The organism is Nocardiopsis metallicus (genome assembly GCF_014201115.1).
Classification (GTDB): Bacteria; Actinomycetota; Actinomycetes; order Streptosporangiales; family Streptosporangiaceae; genus Nocardiopsis; species Nocardiopsis metallicus.
Map to the genome: position 1 here is coordinate 4,370,511 of NZ_JACHDO010000001.1, position 17,765 is coordinate 4,388,275.

14 protein-coding genes and 1 pseudogene are annotated in these 17,765 nt (G+C 69.0%); 3 read left to right on the plus strand and 12 right to left on the minus strand.

All coding sequences use genetic code 11. The features are described 5' to 3' along the window. Positions 1-255: 255 nt before the first annotated feature. The gene (locus tag HNR07_RS19030; RefSeq protein WP_184366143.1) at positions 256-1,059 is read left to right on the plus strand and encodes a mechanosensitive ion channel family protein; all 804 of its coding nucleotides are present in this window, start codon (positions 256-258) and stop codon (positions 1,057-1,059) included. Positions 1,060-1,242: 183 nt separating this feature from the next. Here HNR07_RS19030 and HNR07_RS19035 read toward each other — a convergent pair whose 3' ends face one another. The 3 genes from HNR07_RS19035 to HNR07_RS19045 all read right to left on the minus strand — a co-directional run bounded on the left by HNR07_RS19035 (position 1,243) and on the right by HNR07_RS19045 (position 2,937). Then, positions 1,243-1,485, minus strand: coding sequence for a hypothetical protein (locus HNR07_RS19035; RefSeq protein ID WP_017582896.1), 243 nt, complete (start codon positions 1,483-1,485; stop codon positions 1,243-1,245). 266 nt (positions 1,486-1,751) lie between these two features. Then, on the minus strand, positions 1,752-2,063 hold the full coding sequence (locus HNR07_RS19040) for a DUF6401 family natural product biosynthesis protein (RefSeq protein ID WP_184366144.1): 312 nt from the start codon (positions 2,061-2,063) through the stop codon (positions 1,752-1,754). Between the two features lie 175 nt (positions 2,064-2,238). Next, positions 2,239-2,937, minus strand: a complete 699-nt coding sequence (locus HNR07_RS19045) for a ferritin-like fold-containing protein (RefSeq protein ID WP_184366145.1) — start codon at positions 2,935-2,937, stop codon at positions 2,239-2,241. Between the two features lie 650 nt (positions 2,938-3,587). On the opposite strand from HNR07_RS19045, the gene HNR07_RS19050 reads away from it, so the two are divergent. Further along, positions 3,588-5,132 carry a DEAD/DEAH box helicase gene (locus tag HNR07_RS19050; RefSeq protein WP_184372303.1) on the plus strand — a complete coding sequence of 515 codons (1,545 nt, stop codon included), beginning with the start codon at positions 3,588-3,590 and terminating at the stop codon, positions 5,130-5,132. Between the two features lie 63 nt (positions 5,133-5,195). Beyond that, the gene (locus HNR07_RS19055) at positions 5,196-6,104 is read left to right on the plus strand and encodes an alpha/beta fold hydrolase (RefSeq protein WP_312893890.1); all 909 of its coding nucleotides are present in this window, start codon (positions 5,196-5,198) and stop codon (positions 6,102-6,104) included. Between the two features lie 81 nt (positions 6,105-6,185). Here the strand turns inward: HNR07_RS19055 and ltrA are convergent, their stop codons facing one another. The 9 genes and pseudogenes from ltrA to HNR07_RS19100 all read right to left on the minus strand — a co-directional run bounded on the left by ltrA (position 6,186) and on the right by HNR07_RS19100 (position 17,382). Next, positions 6,186-7,433 carry a group II intron reverse transcriptase/maturase gene (gene ltrA, locus HNR07_RS19060; protein WP_184360845.1) on the minus strand — a complete coding sequence of 416 codons (1,248 nt, stop codon included), beginning with the start codon at positions 7,431-7,433 and terminating at the stop codon, positions 6,186-6,188. Between the two features lie 647 nt (positions 7,434-8,080). Then, on the minus strand, positions 8,081-9,067 hold the full coding sequence (locus HNR07_RS19065) for an MBL fold metallo-hydrolase (protein ID WP_184366146.1): 987 nt from the start codon (positions 9,065-9,067) through the stop codon (positions 8,081-8,083). Between the two features lie 105 nt (positions 9,068-9,172). Next, positions 9,173-10,048: a PHP domain-containing protein gene (locus HNR07_RS19070; protein ID WP_184366147.1), complete on the minus strand. Its 876-nt coding sequence runs from the start codon at positions 10,046-10,048 to the stop codon at positions 9,173-9,175. Positions 10,049-10,082: 34 nt separating this feature from the next. Next, on the minus strand, positions 10,083-10,748 hold the full coding sequence (locus HNR07_RS19075) for a DUF6758 family protein (RefSeq protein ID WP_184366148.1): 666 nt from the start codon (positions 10,746-10,748) through the stop codon (positions 10,083-10,085). Positions 10,749-10,888: 140 nt separating this feature from the next. Further along, on the minus strand, positions 10,889-12,781 hold the full coding sequence (gene typA, locus HNR07_RS19080; protein WP_184366149.1) for a translational GTPase TypA: 1,893 nt from the start codon (positions 12,779-12,781) through the stop codon (positions 10,889-10,891). Between the two features lie 203 nt (positions 12,782-12,984). Beyond that, the gene (locus HNR07_RS19085) at positions 12,985-13,413 is read right to left on the minus strand and encodes a (deoxy)nucleoside triphosphate pyrophosphohydrolase (protein WP_184366150.1); all 429 of its coding nucleotides are present in this window, start codon (positions 13,411-13,413) and stop codon (positions 12,985-12,987) included. A gap of 11 nt (positions 13,414-13,424) precedes the next feature. Beyond that, positions 13,425-14,320, minus strand: a pseudogene (locus HNR07_RS19090) (IS5 family transposase). A gap of 349 nt (positions 14,321-14,669) precedes the next feature. Beyond that, positions 14,670-16,913, minus strand: a complete 2,244-nt coding sequence (gene recD2 / locus HNR07_RS19095; protein WP_184366151.1) for an SF1B family DNA helicase RecD2 — start codon at positions 16,911-16,913, stop codon at positions 14,670-14,672. A gap of 13 nt (positions 16,914-16,926) precedes the next feature. Next, entirely contained in the window at positions 16,927-17,382 is a 456-nt protein-coding gene (locus HNR07_RS19100; protein ID WP_184366152.1) for an MmcQ/YjbR family DNA-binding protein, read from the minus strand. Positions 17,383-17,765 lie beyond the last annotated feature (383 nt).

Genomic DNA, 17,765 nt, shown 5'->3' on the forward strand with positions numbered 1-17,765 from the left:
AAGGCGTTCGGGGGTCTTCCTTCCCACGACCCTCCGGTCGCGCATTATCCGCCCCGCGGAAAACGAAATCCACCAATCCCTGCCTATTCTTCAACAAAGGGTGGACAAATCCGCCCGCAGCGACCGATCAAAACGGTTCGAACTCTGCCCTACGGGTATCGCGGAAATGAGAAGTAACGCGCTTCTCTTCGCCGTATCCGTCTGACACCGGCCACCGGTGGCCCGGCGGAACCAGCGATTCGGGGGTGAAGACGTATGGACATGGGTCAGGGGCTGATGGACGCCTGGCAGGCGATCGTGGGTTTCGTGCCGTCGCTGCTGGGCTTCCTGGTGATTCTGGTACTGGGCTGGATCATCGCCTGGCTGGTGGGCAAGGCCGTCGCCAAGGGCCTGCACGGCGTCGGACTGGACCGCGCGCTCCACCGCGGTGGCGTGGCGCAGTACTTCGAGAACAGCCGCTGGACCGCCAGCGAGCTGGGCGGGAAGATCATCTACTACGTCGGCCTGCTGTTCGTCCTGACGATGGCGTTCAACGTCTTCGGGCCGAACCCGGTCAGCACACTGCTCAGTGACGTCATCGCGTGGATCCCGCACGGCATCGTGGCCCTCGTGATCATCGTGGTCACGGCCATGATCGCCAAGGCTGTCCGGGACCTCGTCGACGGCGCTCTGGGCGGGCTGTCCTACGGGCGCATCCTGGCCAACGTGGCCGCCGTGGCCGTCCTGGCCCTCGGTGTCATCGCCGCTCTGAACCAGATGGGCGTGGCCGTGTCCGTCACCCTGCCGGTGCTGATCGCGGTGCTGGCCACGGTCGGCGGCATCCTGGTCGTCGGTGTCGGCGGCGGTCTGATCAAGCCGATGCAGTCGCGCTGGGCGCGCTGGCTGGAGGTCGCGGAGCGCGAGACCGGCCGGATCGGCGACGAGAGCAGCTACCAGGCCGGGCGTGAGGCGGCGATGAGCCGCCCGGGCACCACGGCCGAGCAGGCCGAGGCGGCCAAGGAGACCAAGGAGGCCGCCACTCTGCCGGGGCGGCGCGCCAAAGGTGGTGAGCCCACCTAGTGCGCCTGCCTGGTGACCGCTGAGGGGCGTTCCCGGGGGCACTTGGGTACCGGGCGGTAACTTGACCGCCCGGCACTCCTGGGCCGTCTGAGGCCCGGGGACACGTGAAGCACCGGGGCAAGGAGAGAGGGCGGGGCCCAACGGCCTCGCCCTCGTCGTTCGTGTCGCCGGTGCGACTCGCCGTCACAGGAAGTCGGAGTCACGCAGTTCCTGCCGGGAAAGGTGTTCGATACGCCGAAAGGCGAGCACCCCGGTGGCGATCATCGGAAGGAAAGCCAACCAGAAGACGATGCTTCCGGGACCAGTGAACACCATCGACGCGAGTGCGACGACGAAGATCAGGGCGAAAAGCGCGAAGTCGACGCGATCCTGCTGGATCAGGACGCCGACCGGTGGGCGCGCCGCCCCATGCCGACCGCTCCTCATTCGCATTCCTTTCTCGCGGCTCTTCGGGCCGCTCCGCCAGTTACGGTGCCCGGGAACCGCCTGGACCCTGATAACACCGTGAATCCCACGTTGCATTCCGCAGGCCACCGGTCGCACCGGGGCGAACCTGGCCGAAGTGAGCCACCACGAGTTCGCCGGTACGTTTCAGAGTACGCCCAGTAACGGCTTTTCGCCGGAGAACCGGTCGGGTGACGAACGCGCGAGGGTTCGCGGCATAGATCACACCGCCTGCGGACGTGACCAACCTAGCGGACGAAACCGCGCTCCTTCGCCAGCCGGCAGATCGCGAGAATCCGGAGGGTCTCCCAGTCGTAGTCCGCGTCGTCGGAGCCCCAACCCCGTTCGAGGCAGCCGTCGAGAAAACCGTGGAGGTAGGTCCCGAGCGTGTTCGCGGTGAGTTCGGCGCCGCTGGAGACGATGCCTTCGCACACCTGTGCGGCGTGCTGATCCAGCTCAGCGCACATCCAGGGCGCTACCGGCCCATCGAGCGGGCCGATCTTGTGGAAGTCACGGGTGAGTCCGGCCAGCGGGTGGCGCACGGAGGTCCCACGGGGCATGGAAGTACCTACTCGCGTGGTCAGGAGACGGGAAACTCCATCGACTCTATGTGCGCCGAACCAATGGATCGTAACGAATGTGTTGGAAATTACCCGCCCTTGACCAAGCGGGGCCAAGTTCCGGCAAAACACCCAACAAGAGCTGAAACCACTGCCAGCAAGGCGATACGGGGTCTTATTCGGCCAATCCCATCGCGGTGAGTCGCGCGGCGTGGCCCTCGGTGAGGGAGGCGAACATCCGGCTGACCGCGGCGAGATCGCCCAGCCCGGAGTCACCGGCCTTCTTCGCCTTCTCCGCGACCTTCTCGTCCCGGGCCAGCAGCGCGGCCAGCCGCGGCCGGTCCACGGCCACCGCCTGCGCCTGGCTCAGCGCCTCGCCGACCAGACGGCGGGCCCACAGGGACAGCCGTCCGGCGAGCCTGGGGTCCTCTTCCAGGGCGGCGCGTACCTGCTCGGCGACGAACTCGGCGCGCTCGGTCTCGGCCAGTACGTCCTCGACGAGCACGCGGGTGTCCTCGTCGGCCAGCGCGGCGACCTTGCGGTAGAAGTCACCGGCGATGCCCTCGCCGACGTAGGTCTTGACCAGGCTCTCCAGCCAGCTCTGCGGCTCGGTGCGCTCGTTCCAGGAGTCCAACGGCCCGACGAAGGGCGCCATGGCCATCTCCGGGTCCACCCCGAGCTCCACCAGGCGCCCGCGAAGCGCCTGGTAGTGGTTCTGTTCGGCGGCGGCCAACCCGGCCAGCTGCCCCTTGGTCCGCAGCGAGGGCGCCAGTCCGGCGTCGTCGGCGAGACGGAAGAAGGAACCGAGCTCGGCGTAGGCGAGCAGTCCGAGCAGATCGATCACGCCGGGGTCGGCAGAGGGGCCTTGGGTCATGTCCGTCAGAGTATCGCTCGGGCTCCCCAGCACCCAACCGGGGACTAAACGCCCGCCGAAGGCGGTTGCACACTCTGGGAGCGGGTACGGTCACCGCCGTCCGAGCACGGTCCACAGCGGGTTCCACTGCACAGTGAAGCGCTATGTGCACCGGGCGAACCAGCAGCTAGACTCAGCGTGATGACCGGCGTGCATGATCGCGGCGCCGCGTCCCGCACCCCCGCGACGCGGGCCTCTCCCGCGAGCACGTACCGGCGCCGCGGACGCGGGCGCCCAGCGATGTGTCCAGCCGGACACCACAACGTGTCCTCACGAGCAGTGCGGCGTGAGGGAGCAACGGCCCACGCGCCCAGCGACGCACCGCACACGACAAACCAGCGGATGGAACCGAGACATCGCGGCCAGGGTGACCCCCGGGCCGCGCGGGTCCAGTCGGCAGCGCCACCACGGCTCCCTCGCCGAAGCGGGAACCTGGTGAGCCGCGCCCTCCGCGGCGGCCAGAAGCCGCCCGCGACCGCATCCCGCCGCGGCCACGAACAACACTGCGGCCCGCCTAGATGGAGGCTTGAGCCCTGAGCAGCACAGAAGAACCCACAACTCCCGAAACCACCTTCCACGACCTGGGCGTCAGCCCCGAGCTCGCCGACGCGCTGGAAGCGGAGGGGATCATCGCCCCCTTCCCGATCCAGGCCCTGGCACTGCCGATCGCGCTGAACGGCAGCGACATCATCGGTCAGGCCCGTACCGGTACCGGCAAGACCCTCGCCTTCGGCCTTCCCCTGCTCCAGATGGCGCAGGAGAGGCCGGGCACGTCCAAGCGGCCGCGCGCCCTGGTCGTGGTCCCCACCCGCGAGCTGGCCATCCAGGTGGCCGCCGACCTCACCACGGCGAGCAAGCGCAGCGGCGGACGCATCCTCACCGTCTACGGCGGCCGCTCCTACGAGCCCCAGATCAACGGGCTCAAGGAGGGTGTGGACGTCGTCGTCGGCACCCCGGGCCGTCTGCTCGACCTGGAGAACCAGAAGCACCTGCGGCTGGACGAGGTCGCCGCGGTGGTCCTGGACGAGGCCGACAAGATGCTCGACCTCGGGTTCCTCCCCGACATCGAGCGCATCCTCAAGAAGATCCCCGCCGAGCGCCAGGTGATGCTCTTCTCGGCCACCATGCCGAGCGAGATCGTCACTCTCTCCCGGAACTACCTGCGCCAGCCCACCCACGTGCGGGCCGGTGACGACAACGAGATCGACGGCTCGGCCATCACCAGCCGGATCGCCCAGCACGCGTTCCGCACCCACCAGATGGACAAGCCCGAGATGCTGGCCCGCCTCCTGCAGTCGCAGGACCACGGCCAGAGCATGGTGTTCTGCCAGACCAAGCGGGCCTGCGACCGGGTCGCCGGTGAACTCAACGACCGTGGCTTCGCCGCCGCGGCCGTCCACGGCGACCTCGGCCAGAGCCAGCGCGAACGCGCCCTGCGCGCCTTCCGCAACGGCAAGATCAACATCCTGGTCGCCACCGACGTGGCCGCCCGCGGCCTGGACGTCGACGACGTGACCCACGTGGTCAACTACGAGACGCCCGACGACGAGAAGACCTACACGCACCGCATCGGCCGTACCGGTCGCGCGGGGCGCACGGGCACCGCGGTCACGTTCGTGGACTGGCAGGAGATGCCGCGCTGGAAGCTGATCAACGGCGCGCTCGACCTGAACAACGCCGAGCCGGAGGAGACCTACTCCACCTCGCCGCACTTCTTCGAGGCCCTGAACATCCCCAAGGGGACCAAGGGCCGGCTGGCCGCCGACAAGCGCGGTGAGTTCGCCGGGCTCGAGGCCGAAGAGGTCGAGGACATCGGTGACACCGGACAGCCGCGCGGCGGCGACCGGGGCGACCGTGGTGGCCGAGGCGGCCGCAAGGTCCGTGGCGAGCGCAAGGAGCGCGGCGGCGAGCAGGGCGGTCGGCGCAAGTCCGGCGGCGGTTCCGGTGACGGTGGCGGCGGTCGCAGCCGTTCGCGCCGACGGACCCGTAACGGCGAGAACGTCACCCAGGCCGAGGGGGGCTCGGAGAAGGTCACCGTCAAGGCCGACGCTCCCGCCAGCGGCCCCGAGAAGTCCGCGGAGGGCGAGGGCACCCGCCGTGTCCGCCGCCGTCGCCGCACCCGTGGCGGCGTGCGCCGGGACCCCGAAAACACCTGACGACACGTGTTTCGGCGTCGGGCGCTCCCTGATCCACTCATCGATCGTCTAGGGTGGCCCGACGTGAGTACACCTGAGTTCCTCGATCTGCCGCCGGGTGTGCGGCGCACGGACCTGCGTCTTTCGTACGGTCCAGTAGCCGCACTCCGGGCCATGCCCACCTCCGGCGGCACGGAGTTGGACCCTGCTGTCCTGGTGCACGGTTTCACCGGCAGCAAGGAGGACTTCATCGCCCTCCTCCAGAGCCTGGCCCAGGCCGGGCGGGAGGTGGTGGCGATCGACCTGCCCGGCACCTTCCGGTCGCCGGGCCCCGAGACCCTCACCCCGCCGCCCGGGGTGGAACTGCCCGACTACCGCCTCTCCTCGCTGGGAGGGGTGGTGGCCGAGGTCATGGACCAGGTCGGCGACGGCGGCCCCGTGCATCTGGTGGGGCACTCCTTCGGCGGCCTGGTGTCCCGCGAGGCGGCGCTAGCCGACCAGTCCCCGCTGGCCTCCCTCACCCTGATGTGCTCCGGCCCCGGGCCGTTGAGCGGCCCGGGTGCGGACCGGGCCCGCAACCTCATCGCCGCGCTCTCGATGGACCCCACCGCCGAACGGCTCCGTGAGCTGTGGGACGAACGCTTCGAGATCGAGGCCCGCAGCCGATCCGTCAAGCCCCAGGTCGTGGACTTCCTGCGCGAGCGGCTGCTCAACACCAGCGCCCTGGCCCTGATCCGGATGGCCGAGGACCTGCTGGGCGCCACGGACCGGGTCGACGAACTGGCCGGGGTGGACGTGCCCAAGCTGGTGCTCTACGGCGAGAACGACGACGCCTGGCCGCTGGCCGAACAGGACGGGATGGCCGAGCGGCTGAACGCCAAGCGGCTGGTGATCCCCGGCGCGGGCCACTCCCCCAACGTCGAGGCCCCCGAGACCACCTCCAGTGCCCTGACGTCCTTCTGGAACGAGACGGAGTCCGTCGGCCGCCGCTGACCCCGGAATCGGGTAGGAGGGCCGGGTCGCCCGGCCCTCCCCCCACACCACCGGACATGCGGGCCCGCATCCGGCGGTTCGTCAAACTGATCTCAACCGCTGCCAGGTCGGCTTGAGCATCCGCAGACCAAAGCCCTCCCAGTAGGAGTTGGGCAGCGCCTGCTGAAGGACGACCGAGCCACCGATCCGCCAGTACCCCTTGCTGCTGATCGCCCAGTCCCGGGCCACACGATCCGAGATACCGAGCGAGCGCAACATCCGGCGGCGGGTCCTGGCCCGCTTCCATTCCTTCCAACGGACCTGCCGCATCCTGCGGCGGAGCCATTCATCCAACCCCTGGAACACCCTGGGGGTGTCCGCGAGCCGGAAGTAACCCATCCACCCGACGATGAACCGGTTCAACCGGCCGATGCGATACTCCATCGCAACCGACCACCGGCGCGAGGTCAGCTCCCGGATCCGCACCTTCCAGCGCCTGAGCGCCTTGGGATCGACCCGGATACGCACCCCGGCCCGGGTGAAGTAGAAACCGAACCCCAGCAACGTCGCGACGGATGCCGGAACCACCTTCGACTTCTCCCGGTTCACCTTCAGCTTCAACCGCTGCTCGACCACGACCGTGATCGAGTCGAGCACCCTGTGAGCGGCCCGCCTGCTACGCGTGAAGACACGGATGTCATCGGCGTAGCGCACGAACCGGTGACCGCGACGCCACAGCTCCCGATCCAGGTCGTCGAGCATGATGTTGGACAGGACCGGCGAAAGCGGAGACCCCTGCGGGGTCCCCTGCGCGCTCGGCATCTTGACCCCGTCCGCCATGATCCCGGCTTCCAGAAAGGACCGGATCAGTCGCAGCACCCTGCGGTCGTCAACCCTGCGCGCCACCCGGGCCATCAACACATCGTGCTGGACCCGGTCGAAGAACCGGTCCAGGTCGATGTCCACGACCCATCGGTGGCCGTCCTCAATAGCCCGCCGCGCGACCCGCACCGCCTGATGGGCGGACCGGCCGGGACGGAACCCGAACGAAGACCCGGAGAACTCCGGGTCGAAGATCGGGGTGAGGACCTGCGCGATGGCCTGCTGGATCAAACGGTCCAGCACCGTGGGAACACCCAGCATCCGCTCGCCGCCCCCGGGCTTGGGGATCATCACCCGGCGGACCGGCGAGGGCCGGTATCTCCCCGCGTCGAGTTCTTCCCGAACGCCCTCCCAGTGCTCGCGCAGCCATCCCCGCAGATCAGCGGTAGTGACTCCATCCACACCCGGGGCACCCCGGTTGGTCTCGACCCGTTCGAGCGCCGCGGCCAGGTTCGCGCTGGACAGCATTCGCTGCCACAGATCCCCCTGGCCGTGGTGGACATCGTCTCCAGGCCGCGCCGACAGGTCACTACGCTCTACGGCGGTACTCAACGGAAATGCACCGTCCCCTCCCACCGCAGGCCCGCCTTCGGCGGGGTGGCTGCGATCTGTGTGACCAGCACGAGCGGCACCGGTTCCTCTGTCCCATTTGACGTTCGGCCCTTCCCAGCCCACGAGCGATCCCGGCTGGTACTACGACCTCTGCTGACTTCTGCCCGGTCAGCCGCTCCCTTGCGGTCGCGGCCGTCGGCGCGGCGACATACTCAGCACAACCGACACCCGGACAGACCTCCCCAGGTAAGAACAGCTACTTTCCCCCTACGCCTGCCGCATCTACACCCCGGCCGTCTTGGCAGTGACGGGCTTCGCCATCCATGGCTGGCTCACCCCGACCGGACTGCCTTGTATGCGGTTCGTGTTCCTCAGTGCAGGGTTTCGCCTCGGGCTTCCTCCCGACCCCACCTCGCGGTGACGCCGTTGCCTCCGGCTCAGAGTTAGCACTGCCGCTTCCTCTAGAGGACTTCCACCTCCAAGCAACTGCCCATGCTGGGCACACCATGACTGTGCCGCCGACCCCTGCGGGGGCGGCGGCACGTGTGCTTCGGGCCCGGGAGTCAGACCCAGGAGTCGAAGTTGCGGCCCTCGGCCTCCACCGTGGTGGACGGGCCGCGGTCCGGGAAGATACGGGTGTCCGGCGGCAGCGACAGCAGGTTCTCACCGATGGAGGCGAGCTGGGTCGTGTAGTCGATGTAGGTGTTACCGACCATGCCGGGCTCGCCCTTGCGCAGGGTGTCACCGCTGAAGACGGCGCCGATCTGGCTCACGTAGAAGCCGACGGTGCCGCTGGTGGTACCAGGCAGGGCCAGGACGTCGATGTGCAGGTCGGCGATGTCCAGGGCGCCCTCGCCCTCCACGTCGATCTCCGGGCGGCGCTCCGCGCCGTGGACGCGGCGCCAGGCCCGCATCTCGCGGGGGTGCAGGGCGATGTCCGCCTCGGTCTCCTCGGCGATCTTCAGGGCCGACTCGATGTGCGGGCCGTAGCCGTTGGTGCAGGCGATGAGGTAGACCTCGCGGTCGCCGACGGCCTCCATGATCGCCTCGGCGTCGTGGGCGGGGTCGATGATCACGACGCCGTCCTTGTCGGCCTCGATGATCCAGGTGTTGCTGATGACCTCGAACTTCTCACCGTCGAACTCGAAGGTCCCGGCGGTGCGGACGCGGATGATGCCGTCGGAGTCGGGGCCGCTGACACCGACCTCCTCGTCCTCGTCGTCCTCGTCGGCGGCCTTGGACTCCTCCTCGGACTCGTCGGCCTTCTCGGACTTCCTGGCCTTGGCGGCGGTCTCGGCCCCGTCCTTCTCGTCGGCCCCGTCCGCGCTCTCGGCGTCGGCGTCCTTTTCGGCGTCGGCGTCGGCGTCCTCAGCCTTGTCGGACTCCTCGGTCCTCTCCCCAGCCTTGTCCTCGGTCTTGGCCGCGTCGTCCTTGGCCTCGGTCTCGACCGCTTCTTCCCCGGTCTCCTCCGTGGTGTCCTCCGCGACCTCCACAGCGGAATCGGTGGCCTCCTGGCCGTCCTGCTTCTTCGACTTCCGCTTCCAGAACACGGCGTCAGACCTTTCGTCCAAATATGGGTAGAAAAACGCTGCGACCATTCTCGCGTCCCCGCGCAGTGGTCCGTACCGTACCGAACCCAGGGGGTCCGGCGACACTCAACCCTTGAGCAGGGGCGCCCCGGTCGCGGGGGCGATGAGCGCCTCGAACGCCTCCGGCGCGGTCGTCCGGCAGCCCAGACGGTGCCCGGTCAGGGACCCGTGGTCGTCGCTGGAACCGGTCACCACCACACCGAGGTCGGCGGCGACCCCGCGCCAGAACTTGCGCTGGGGCCGGTTGTGCGAGGGGTGGTCGGCCTCGATCCCGCCCAGGCCGACCCCGACCATCCGCTCGGCCAGCTCCACGGGGACGGCGCCGTTGGTGGCGCCCTCGGCGCGCCCGGGGTGCGCCAGCGAGCAGACCCCGCCCGCCGCGCGGACCAGCTCCACCGCGCGGACCGGGTCGATCGCGTACCGCGCCACGTAGACCGGCCCGCCGGAGCCGATCCACTTGTCGAAGGCGTCCTGCACGTCCTTGGCGGCCCCCGCCTCCACCACGGCGCGGGCCAGGTGGGGGCGGCCGATGGTGTTGGCGTCGGCGTACTCGTCCTTGCCCGCCCCGGCGATCTCCAGCACCCGTTCCCAGGTCACGTCCACGCCGTGCTCCTGGAGCTTGCGCACCATCTCCTCCGCCCGGTGGGCGCGATCGGAGCGGACCCGCCGCAGCTCGTCGGCCAGCTCCGGGGAGTCCGGGTCGAACAGGTAGGACACCAGGTGGACGGCGGACCCCTGGTAGGCGCAGGATAGTTCCATCCCGGGAACCAGGGTGAACCCGGAGGGCAGGTGCCGGGACGCCTCCTCGATCCCGCCGACCGTGTCGTGGTCGGTCAGGGCGAGGACGTCAAGCCCGGCGGCGACCGCGTACTCGATGACCTCGGCGGGGGAGTCGGTTCCGTCGGAAACGGAGCTGTGGGAGTGCAGATCGATACGTGTCACCGGGCGATTGTACGTAAGTGGCGCCTGGTCCCGCTCAGTCCGCCCCGGTCACGGGTGCCAGGGTTCTGCTGAGAAAGGGGCTGAGCGCACCGAACGGCGGCTCCAGGGCGACCCCGCCGTCCCGTAGGTCGCGCAGGTCCCGCAGCGAGTTGATCTCGCACATCAGCATGCCGGTGTCGGCCGAGGCGAAGACCAGCCACAACCAGTGGGCGAGCGCCTCACCGGTGTAGGCCGCGCGGTCCTTGCCCACGTCCAGGTTCCACAGGGCTATCTCGTGCCCGTCGAAGCGCACTTTGGCGTCGGGCGGGCCGGAGTCGAACCCGTTTCCCGGGTCGGGTCCCTCCAACCCGGCGACGCGTGCGCCGATACCGATGCCGGGGTCCTCGGCGATCATGACGGCCTCGCCGACCCCGCCCAGCGGGTTCGGTCCGGACAGGGCGACCGCCACGGCCAGAGCGCCGCTGCGCTCATCGCCGACCTCGGCGAAGCCGGTGACCACCCAGCCCGTCGGCAGGGGCCACGGGATCCACACCGGGACGTTGGCCTGTGGCAGAAGAGCGTCGAGCGTGGCGGTGTTCGGTGCGCGTACCCCCTGGAGGGGCGCCACCGGTCCGTGGGCGTCGCACTGCCACGCGCTGGTCCACAACCCCGGGGGTTGTACGGCGCGCCCGCAACGTGGACACGTGGGCTCGGGTTTCATGTCCTACGTCTCTACCCGAGAGGTGTTCAGCGAAAACGCGAAGTGGGCGGGGTGCGATCGCACCCCGCCCACCGTCGTCATCGCAAGGGCGTCGCGGCCCTTGAGGGCAGCGCCACCGCGATGGGTCTACCGCGGCGGTCCTACTGGGACTGGCGCTTCTTGTTCGCGGTGATCCGGCCGCGCTCCTTCTGGTCGAGGATGACCTTGCGGATGCGGATGTTCTCCGGCGTCACCTCGACGCACTCGTCCTCGCGGCAGAACTCCAGAGCCTGCTCGAGGGAGAGCTTGCGCGGCGGCACCAGGCGGACGAGCTCGTCGCCGGTGGCCGAACGCATGTTGGTGAGCTTCTTCTCCTTGGTGATGTTGACGTCCATGTCGTCGGAGCGCGAGTTCTCGCCGACGATCATGCCCTCGTACACCTCGGTGGTGGGCTCGACGAACAGCGTGCCGCGCTCCTGGAGGTTGAACATCGCGAACGCGACGGCCACACCGGCGCGGTCGGCGACCAGGGAGCCGTTCGGACGGGAGGTGATGTTGCCGAACCAGGGCTCGAACTTCTCGAACACGTGGTTGGCGATACCCGTACCGCGGGTCTCGGTGAGGAACTCGGTCCGGAAGCCGATCAGGCCGCGGGACGGGACCAGCCAGTCCATGCGCACCCAGCCGGTGCCGTGGTTGACCATGTTCTCCATGCGGCCCTTACGGACGCTGAGCAGCTGGGTGATGGCACCCATGTACTCCTCGGGGGCGTCCACGGTGAGGCGCTCGACCGGCTCGTGCACCTTGCCGTCGACGATCTTGGTGACCACCTGCGGCTTACCGACCGTCAGCTCGTAGCCCTCGCGGCGCATCTGCTCGACCAGGATGGCCAGCGCCAGCTCACCGCGGCCCTGCACCTCCCAGGCGTCGGGGCGCTCGGTGGGCAGCACGCGCAGGGAGACGTTACCGACGAGCTCCTTCTCCAGGCGGTCCTTGACCAGGCGGGCGGTGACCTTGGCGCCCTTGACCCGGCCGACCAGCGGCGAGGTGTTGGTGCCGATGGTCATGGAGATGGCGGGCTCGTCCACCTTGATGAGCGGCAGCGCGACCGGGTTCTCGGCGTCGGCGAGGGTCTCGCCGATCATGATCTCCTCGATACCGGCGATGGCCGCGATGTCACCGGGGCCGGCCATCTCCGCGGGCTTGCGCTCCAGGCCCTCGGTCATGAGCAGCTCGGTGATCTTGACCTGCTGGGTGGTGCCGTCGGTGCGGATCCACGCGACCTGCTGGCCCTTGCGGAGCTCGCCCTGCTGCACCCGGACCAGGGCCAGACGGCCGAGGAAGGGGGAGGCGTCCAGGTTGGTGACGTGGGCCTGCAGCGGCGCGTCCGGGATGTACTCGGGGGCCGGAATGGTGTCCAGGATGGTGCTGAACAGCGGAACGAGGTTGTCGTTCTCCGGCACGGTGCCGTTGTCGGGGCGCTCCAGGGAGGCCTTGCCGTCACGGGCGCAGGTGTAGACGATCGGGAACTCGATCTGCGACTCGTCGGCGTCCAGGTCCATGAACAACTCGTAGGTGTCGTCCACGACCTCGGCGATCCGGCTGTCGGGCCGGTCCACCTTGTTGATCACGAGGATGACGGGGAGCTTGGCCTGGAGGGCCTTGCGGAGCACGAAGCGGGTCTGCGGGAGCGGACCCTCACTGGCGTCCACGAGCAGGACGACACCGTCGACCATGGACAGCCCGCGTTCGACCTCACCACCGAAGTCGGCGTGGCCGGGGGTGTCGATGATGTTGATGACCACGTCCTCGCCCTCGGGCGTGGTGTAGTGCACCGCCGTGTTCTTCGCGAGAATGGTGATGCCCTTCTCGCGCTCCAGGTCGTTGGAGTCCATCACACGGTCGTTGACGTCCTGGTTCTCCCGGAAGACACCGGACTGCCAGAGCATGGCGTCAACGAGGGTCGTCTTGCCGTGGTCGACGTGGGCCACGATGGCGACGTTGCGCAGGTCTGTACGGCGGGCGGAGCCCTCGGAGGGCGTGGCGCTGGACATGCTTAAGTCTCGATCTCCTGTACTGGGTAGAGACCGCAGATTGCCACGGCCCGTTGCCAGTTTATGCGGTCATAGTGGTCTGGTTGGGAAACGTACAGGTCACCCCGGTTAGTTTCGTCACCCCGAAGGGCCCGCGAAACGGGCGGCGTACGTCCCCCGGAACCCGCCTCAGGCAGGGGTTTCAGGTGTGTTCTCGTGCGTGTTCAGGCGGGGCTTCCGTGCGCCTCGAGCAAGGACCCGAGCGGCTCCAGGAAGGGGACGTCGGCGGGGAGCCAGTCGAGCTGGCGCAGTTCGTCGGTGGCGACCCAGCGAACCGCCAGGTGCTCCAGGGCCCGGGGATCGCCGGACACCAGCTCGGCGCGGAGCAGGCGCAGCACGGCCGGGCGGGAGATCCGTTTGGCGAGTTCGGGCAGCGGGACGTCGTCGCCGACCCGCCCGAGGGCCCGGACGGTCACGCCCAGTTCCTCCCGGCACTCGCGGACCAGGGCTTGGTCGGGGGTCTCCCCCGGTTCGGTCTTGCCGCCGGGGAACTCCCACCGGCCGCGCACGGCCCGGGGTTCGGCGCGCTGGGCGGCGAGGACGCGTCCGTCCCGGACGATGGCCGCGCCCACCACGATCAGAGTCTGTCGCACGGGACACCAGCCTAGGGCGTGTTCCGTGGATCTTGTGGGGTGGAGCGGTCGGGTCGTGCGCGTAACCGGATGAGGATGTCCGCGACGCGCACGGTGGCCCGGTAGGTCGTGGCGAGCTTGTCATACCGGGTGGCCAGCGCCCGGTACTGCTTGCGCCGGTTCATCAACCGCTCCACCCGGTTGCGTTGGCGGTAGACCTCCCGATCGAAGTCGGGCGGTCTACCGCCGGCCGACCCGCGGTTGCGGCGGTTGGTCTTTTGATCCTCACGCTCGGGGATGGTGCACCGGGTCCGCGTGGTGCGCAGGGTGTCCCGGTTGGCCTTGGAGCTGTAGGCCTTGTCCCCGGCCAGCCCTTCCAAACGGGTGCGGGGACGACCGGGCCCGGGCTGGTTGATCCGCACCAGCCCCACCAGCACCGGCAACTGCAACGTGTCGGCGTCCTGACCCGGGGTCAGGGTGGTGACCAGGGGTTTTCCGTTGCCCTCGCAAATGGTGTGGATCTTGGTGCTCAAACCTCCCCTGGACTTTCCGAGGCCCTGGGCGACTCGTGAGTCCTCAGGACTCTTCCCCCTTTTCGCGCTCCGGCGGCGTGTTGGTGGGCACGCACCACGGTGGAGTCGATCTGGGCGTCCAGGTCGGTGTCCTCATCGGTGTCGATGAGGTGTTGTTCGATGCGGGCCCAGGTGCCATCAGCTTCCCAGCGTTGGAGCCGGTGTTGGGCGGTGGTCCAGGGGCCATAGCGTTCGGGCAGGTCACGCCAGGGGATACCGGTACGGGTCCGGTAGATGATCGCGTTGAGGACCTGGCGGTGATCACGCCAGCGGCCTCCGCGTTGGGGCGTCATCGGGGGTAGCAGGGGGCTGATCAGGTCCCACTCTTGGTCAGTGAGCTCGAATCTGCGGCTCATATACCGGTTGTACACCGACGCTCAGAGCCACAGATTCGAGAACCAAGATCCGCGGAACAGGCCCTAGGGGCTCAAGGTGATCCCCGGGTGTCGGTCCGGCCGGGCCGACACCCGGGGGGGCCGTCGCTCTCCGGGGGGAGTGGAAAGAGCGTCGGCTTCCGGGTTGGTCGCAGAAATCACCCACTGGAAGATTCTTGCCAGGAAGAGCAGGTGACTGACCCAGAGCCTATGCACCAGGGAGCCCCCGTGTGGCGGAATCAGTGAAGGTTCCCGTACTTTTCGCGTCTCGAAACCGGGTGTTCCGCGCGCTTGCGCACAATCAGGCGAGGGACTGGCCGTCTTCGGGGCGCTACCCGGTCCGGGGTTCGGTGAACGGATGGCGCAACCGGTGGGCGAGGGCGGTGTGCCTGCGCCCCGAGGAGGCGTTGCGGACCGCCTGGGCCAGTGCCCTGCGGGAGCCGACCAGGACGACCAGCTTCTTCGCCCTGGTGATCGCGGTGTAGAGCAGGTTGCGCTGCAGCATCATCCAGGCCGAGGTGGTCACGGGGACGACCACGGCGGGGTACTCGCTGCCCTGGGAGCGGTGCACGGTGATGGCGTAGGCGTGGGTGAGCTCGTCGAGTTCGGCGAAGTCGTAGCTGATCTCCTCGTCCTCGTCGGTGCGCACGGACACCTCCTGGGCCACCTGGTCGATCCCGGTGACCACGCCGAGGGTGCCGTTGAAGACCCCGTTCTCGCCCTTCTCGTAGTTGTTGCGGATCTGGGTGACCTTGTCGCCGACCCGGAAGACCCGACCGCCGAACCTGCGTTCGGGGGCGTGGTCTCCGGGAGGGGTCACCGCGGCCTGCAAAGCGGTGTTGAGGTTGGTCGCGCCGGCGGGACCGCCCTTCATCGGAGCGAGGACCTGGACGTCGCGGCGCGGGTCGAGGCCGAACTTGCGGGGGATGCGCCGGGCGACCACGTCCACGGTCATCTGGGCGGCGTCCTCGGCCTCGTCGCAGGGGAAGAGGAAGAAGTCGGTCATCCCCTCGAAGCGCGGCGGCTCCCCCTTGTTGATCCGGTGCGCGTTGGTGACCACTCCGGACTGCTGGGCCTGGCGGAACACGTGGGTCAGGCGCACGTCGGGGATGGGCGAGTGCTCGTCCAACAGGTCGCGCAGGACCTGCCCGGCGCCCACGGACGGCAGTTGGTCGACATCGCCGACGAACAGCAGGTGCGCGCCGGGCGGGACCGCCTTGACCAGCTTGTTGGCCAGGATCAGGTCGAGCATGGAGGCCTCGTCGACCACCAGCAGGTCGCAGTCGAGCGGGTTGTCACGGTCGTAGGTGGCCTCGCCGCCGGGGCGGAGTTCGAGGAGGCGGTGCACGGTGGAGGCCTCGTACCCGGTGAGCTCGGTGAGGCGCTTGGCGGCGCGGCCGGTGGGCGCGGCCAGGATGACCTTGGCGTCCTTGACCCTGGCCATGGTGACGATGGAGGCGACGGTGAAGGACTTTCCGCAGCCGGGGCCGCCGGTGAGCACGCACACCTTCTGGGACAGGGCCTGGCGGACGGCGTCCTGCTGGGCCTCGGCCAGCGCGGAACCGGTGCGCCGGTCGAGCCACTCCAGGGCCGCGGGCCAGTCCACGTCCGTGAAGGCGGGCAGGCGTTCCTCGGGCGTCTCCAGCAAGGATCGCAACCCGGAGGCCAGGCCCATCTCCGCGCGGTGGAAGGGCAGCAGGTAGACCGCGCGGACCGGTTCGTCCCCGGGTCCCGGCACGGTCTCGCGGGCCACGCCCTCCTCCGAGACCAGTTCGGCCAGGCACTCGATGACCAGCCCGGAATCCACCTGGAGGATCTTCACCGCGGCGGCGATGAGCCGCTCCTCGGGCAGGTAGCAGTGGCCGTCGTTGCTGGACTCCGACAGGGTGAACTGGATGCCCGCCATGACCCGCTGGGGACTGTCGTGCGGGATGCCAACCGCCTGGGCGATGGTGTCGGCGGTCTTGAAGCCGATCCCCCACACTTCCGAGGCCAGGCGGTAGGGCTCCTTCTGGACCACCTCGATCGAGGAATCCCCGTACTTCTTGTAGATGCGCACCGCCAACGAGGTGGTGACCTGGACTCCCTGCAGGAAGACCATGACCTCCTTGATGGCCTTCTGCTCCTCCCAGGCGTCCGCGATCAGCTTGGTGCGCTTGGGGCCCAGCCCGGGTACCTCGATCAGGCGCTTGGGCTCCTCCTCGATGACCTCCAGGGCGTCCGTACCGAAGTGCTCCACGATCCGCTCGGCCATCTTCGGCCCGATGCCCTTGATCAGCCCGGAGCCGAGGTAGCGGCGGATCCCCTGAACCGTGGCCGGCAGGACCGTCGTGTAGTCGTCCACGTGGAACTGGCGGCCGTACTGGGGGTGCGAGCCCCAACGGCCGCGCAGCCGCAGCGCCTCGCCCGGCTGGACGCCCAACAGGGATCCCACGACCGTGAGCAGGTCGCTACCGCCCCGGCCGGTGTCGACCTTGGCGACGGTGTACCCGGTCTCCTCGTTGGCGTAGGTGAGCCGCTCCAGGACCCCCTGGACCACCGCCTGTGAGGGGGCCGGTTGGGATGGGGTGGGCACGGTATACCGCCTCTCAGTCTTGCGTTCCGGCGGGGACTTCCGGGGCGCCCTCTCCCAGAGGCGGGGCGCCCTCCCCCAGAACCGCCAGCACCCGATCCCGGTCCACCCGGCGCAGACTGCGGGCGACCAGGACATACGAGTGTCTGAGCATCTCCACCAGCTCATCGTCGGGCACACTGCCGTCCAGCAGCACCGAGTTCCAGTGTCGCTTGTTCATGTGCCAACCGGGTGTGACCGCCGGAAACTGCCCCCGCAGCTCCAACGCGAGCTCCGGGTCGCACTTGAGGTTCACCGTGGCAGGGCCGTCCTCGGAAGCACGGGAGCTGCCAGAACTGCCGGAGCCACCGGTGAGCAGGGCGAACATCTTCTGCCGGGCCACCTTGTACACAAGGGGCCCCGGCCCGAAGGGCTCACTCTCCTCAGCCTCGGGAAACCACAGCGCCGCGTCGATGAACTCCCCAGGTGTCATGCCTCTCCCCAGTCCCCCTGCTTCCCGGCCGGTACCGGCTCCGCCCGTGCTGACTCCGCCCGTGCTGGCTTGCTCTGCCAGTGCTGACTTCGACATTGCCAGAGGACACCGACCTTCGGGAGCCCGGGCCACCATCCTGTGGACAGGCGCCCCGCATCTGCCCCGAAACGGCATGTTGCGCCACGTTGCGGCAGGTCCTCCATCGACCCCGGATGGCTACCGGGCCCTGGGGACCTGGGAGGGGCCTGCGTAGGACCTGCGTAGGTCCTGGAGCCTGTGTTTCTGGTTGCGGTCCTCCCGTTTCCCGTCGCTTGATGGTTGCCGTCTGCGCTGCGCGCGTCGAGGGCTCCGCGTCAAGGTCGTCGCGTCCAGGGCTTCGCCCG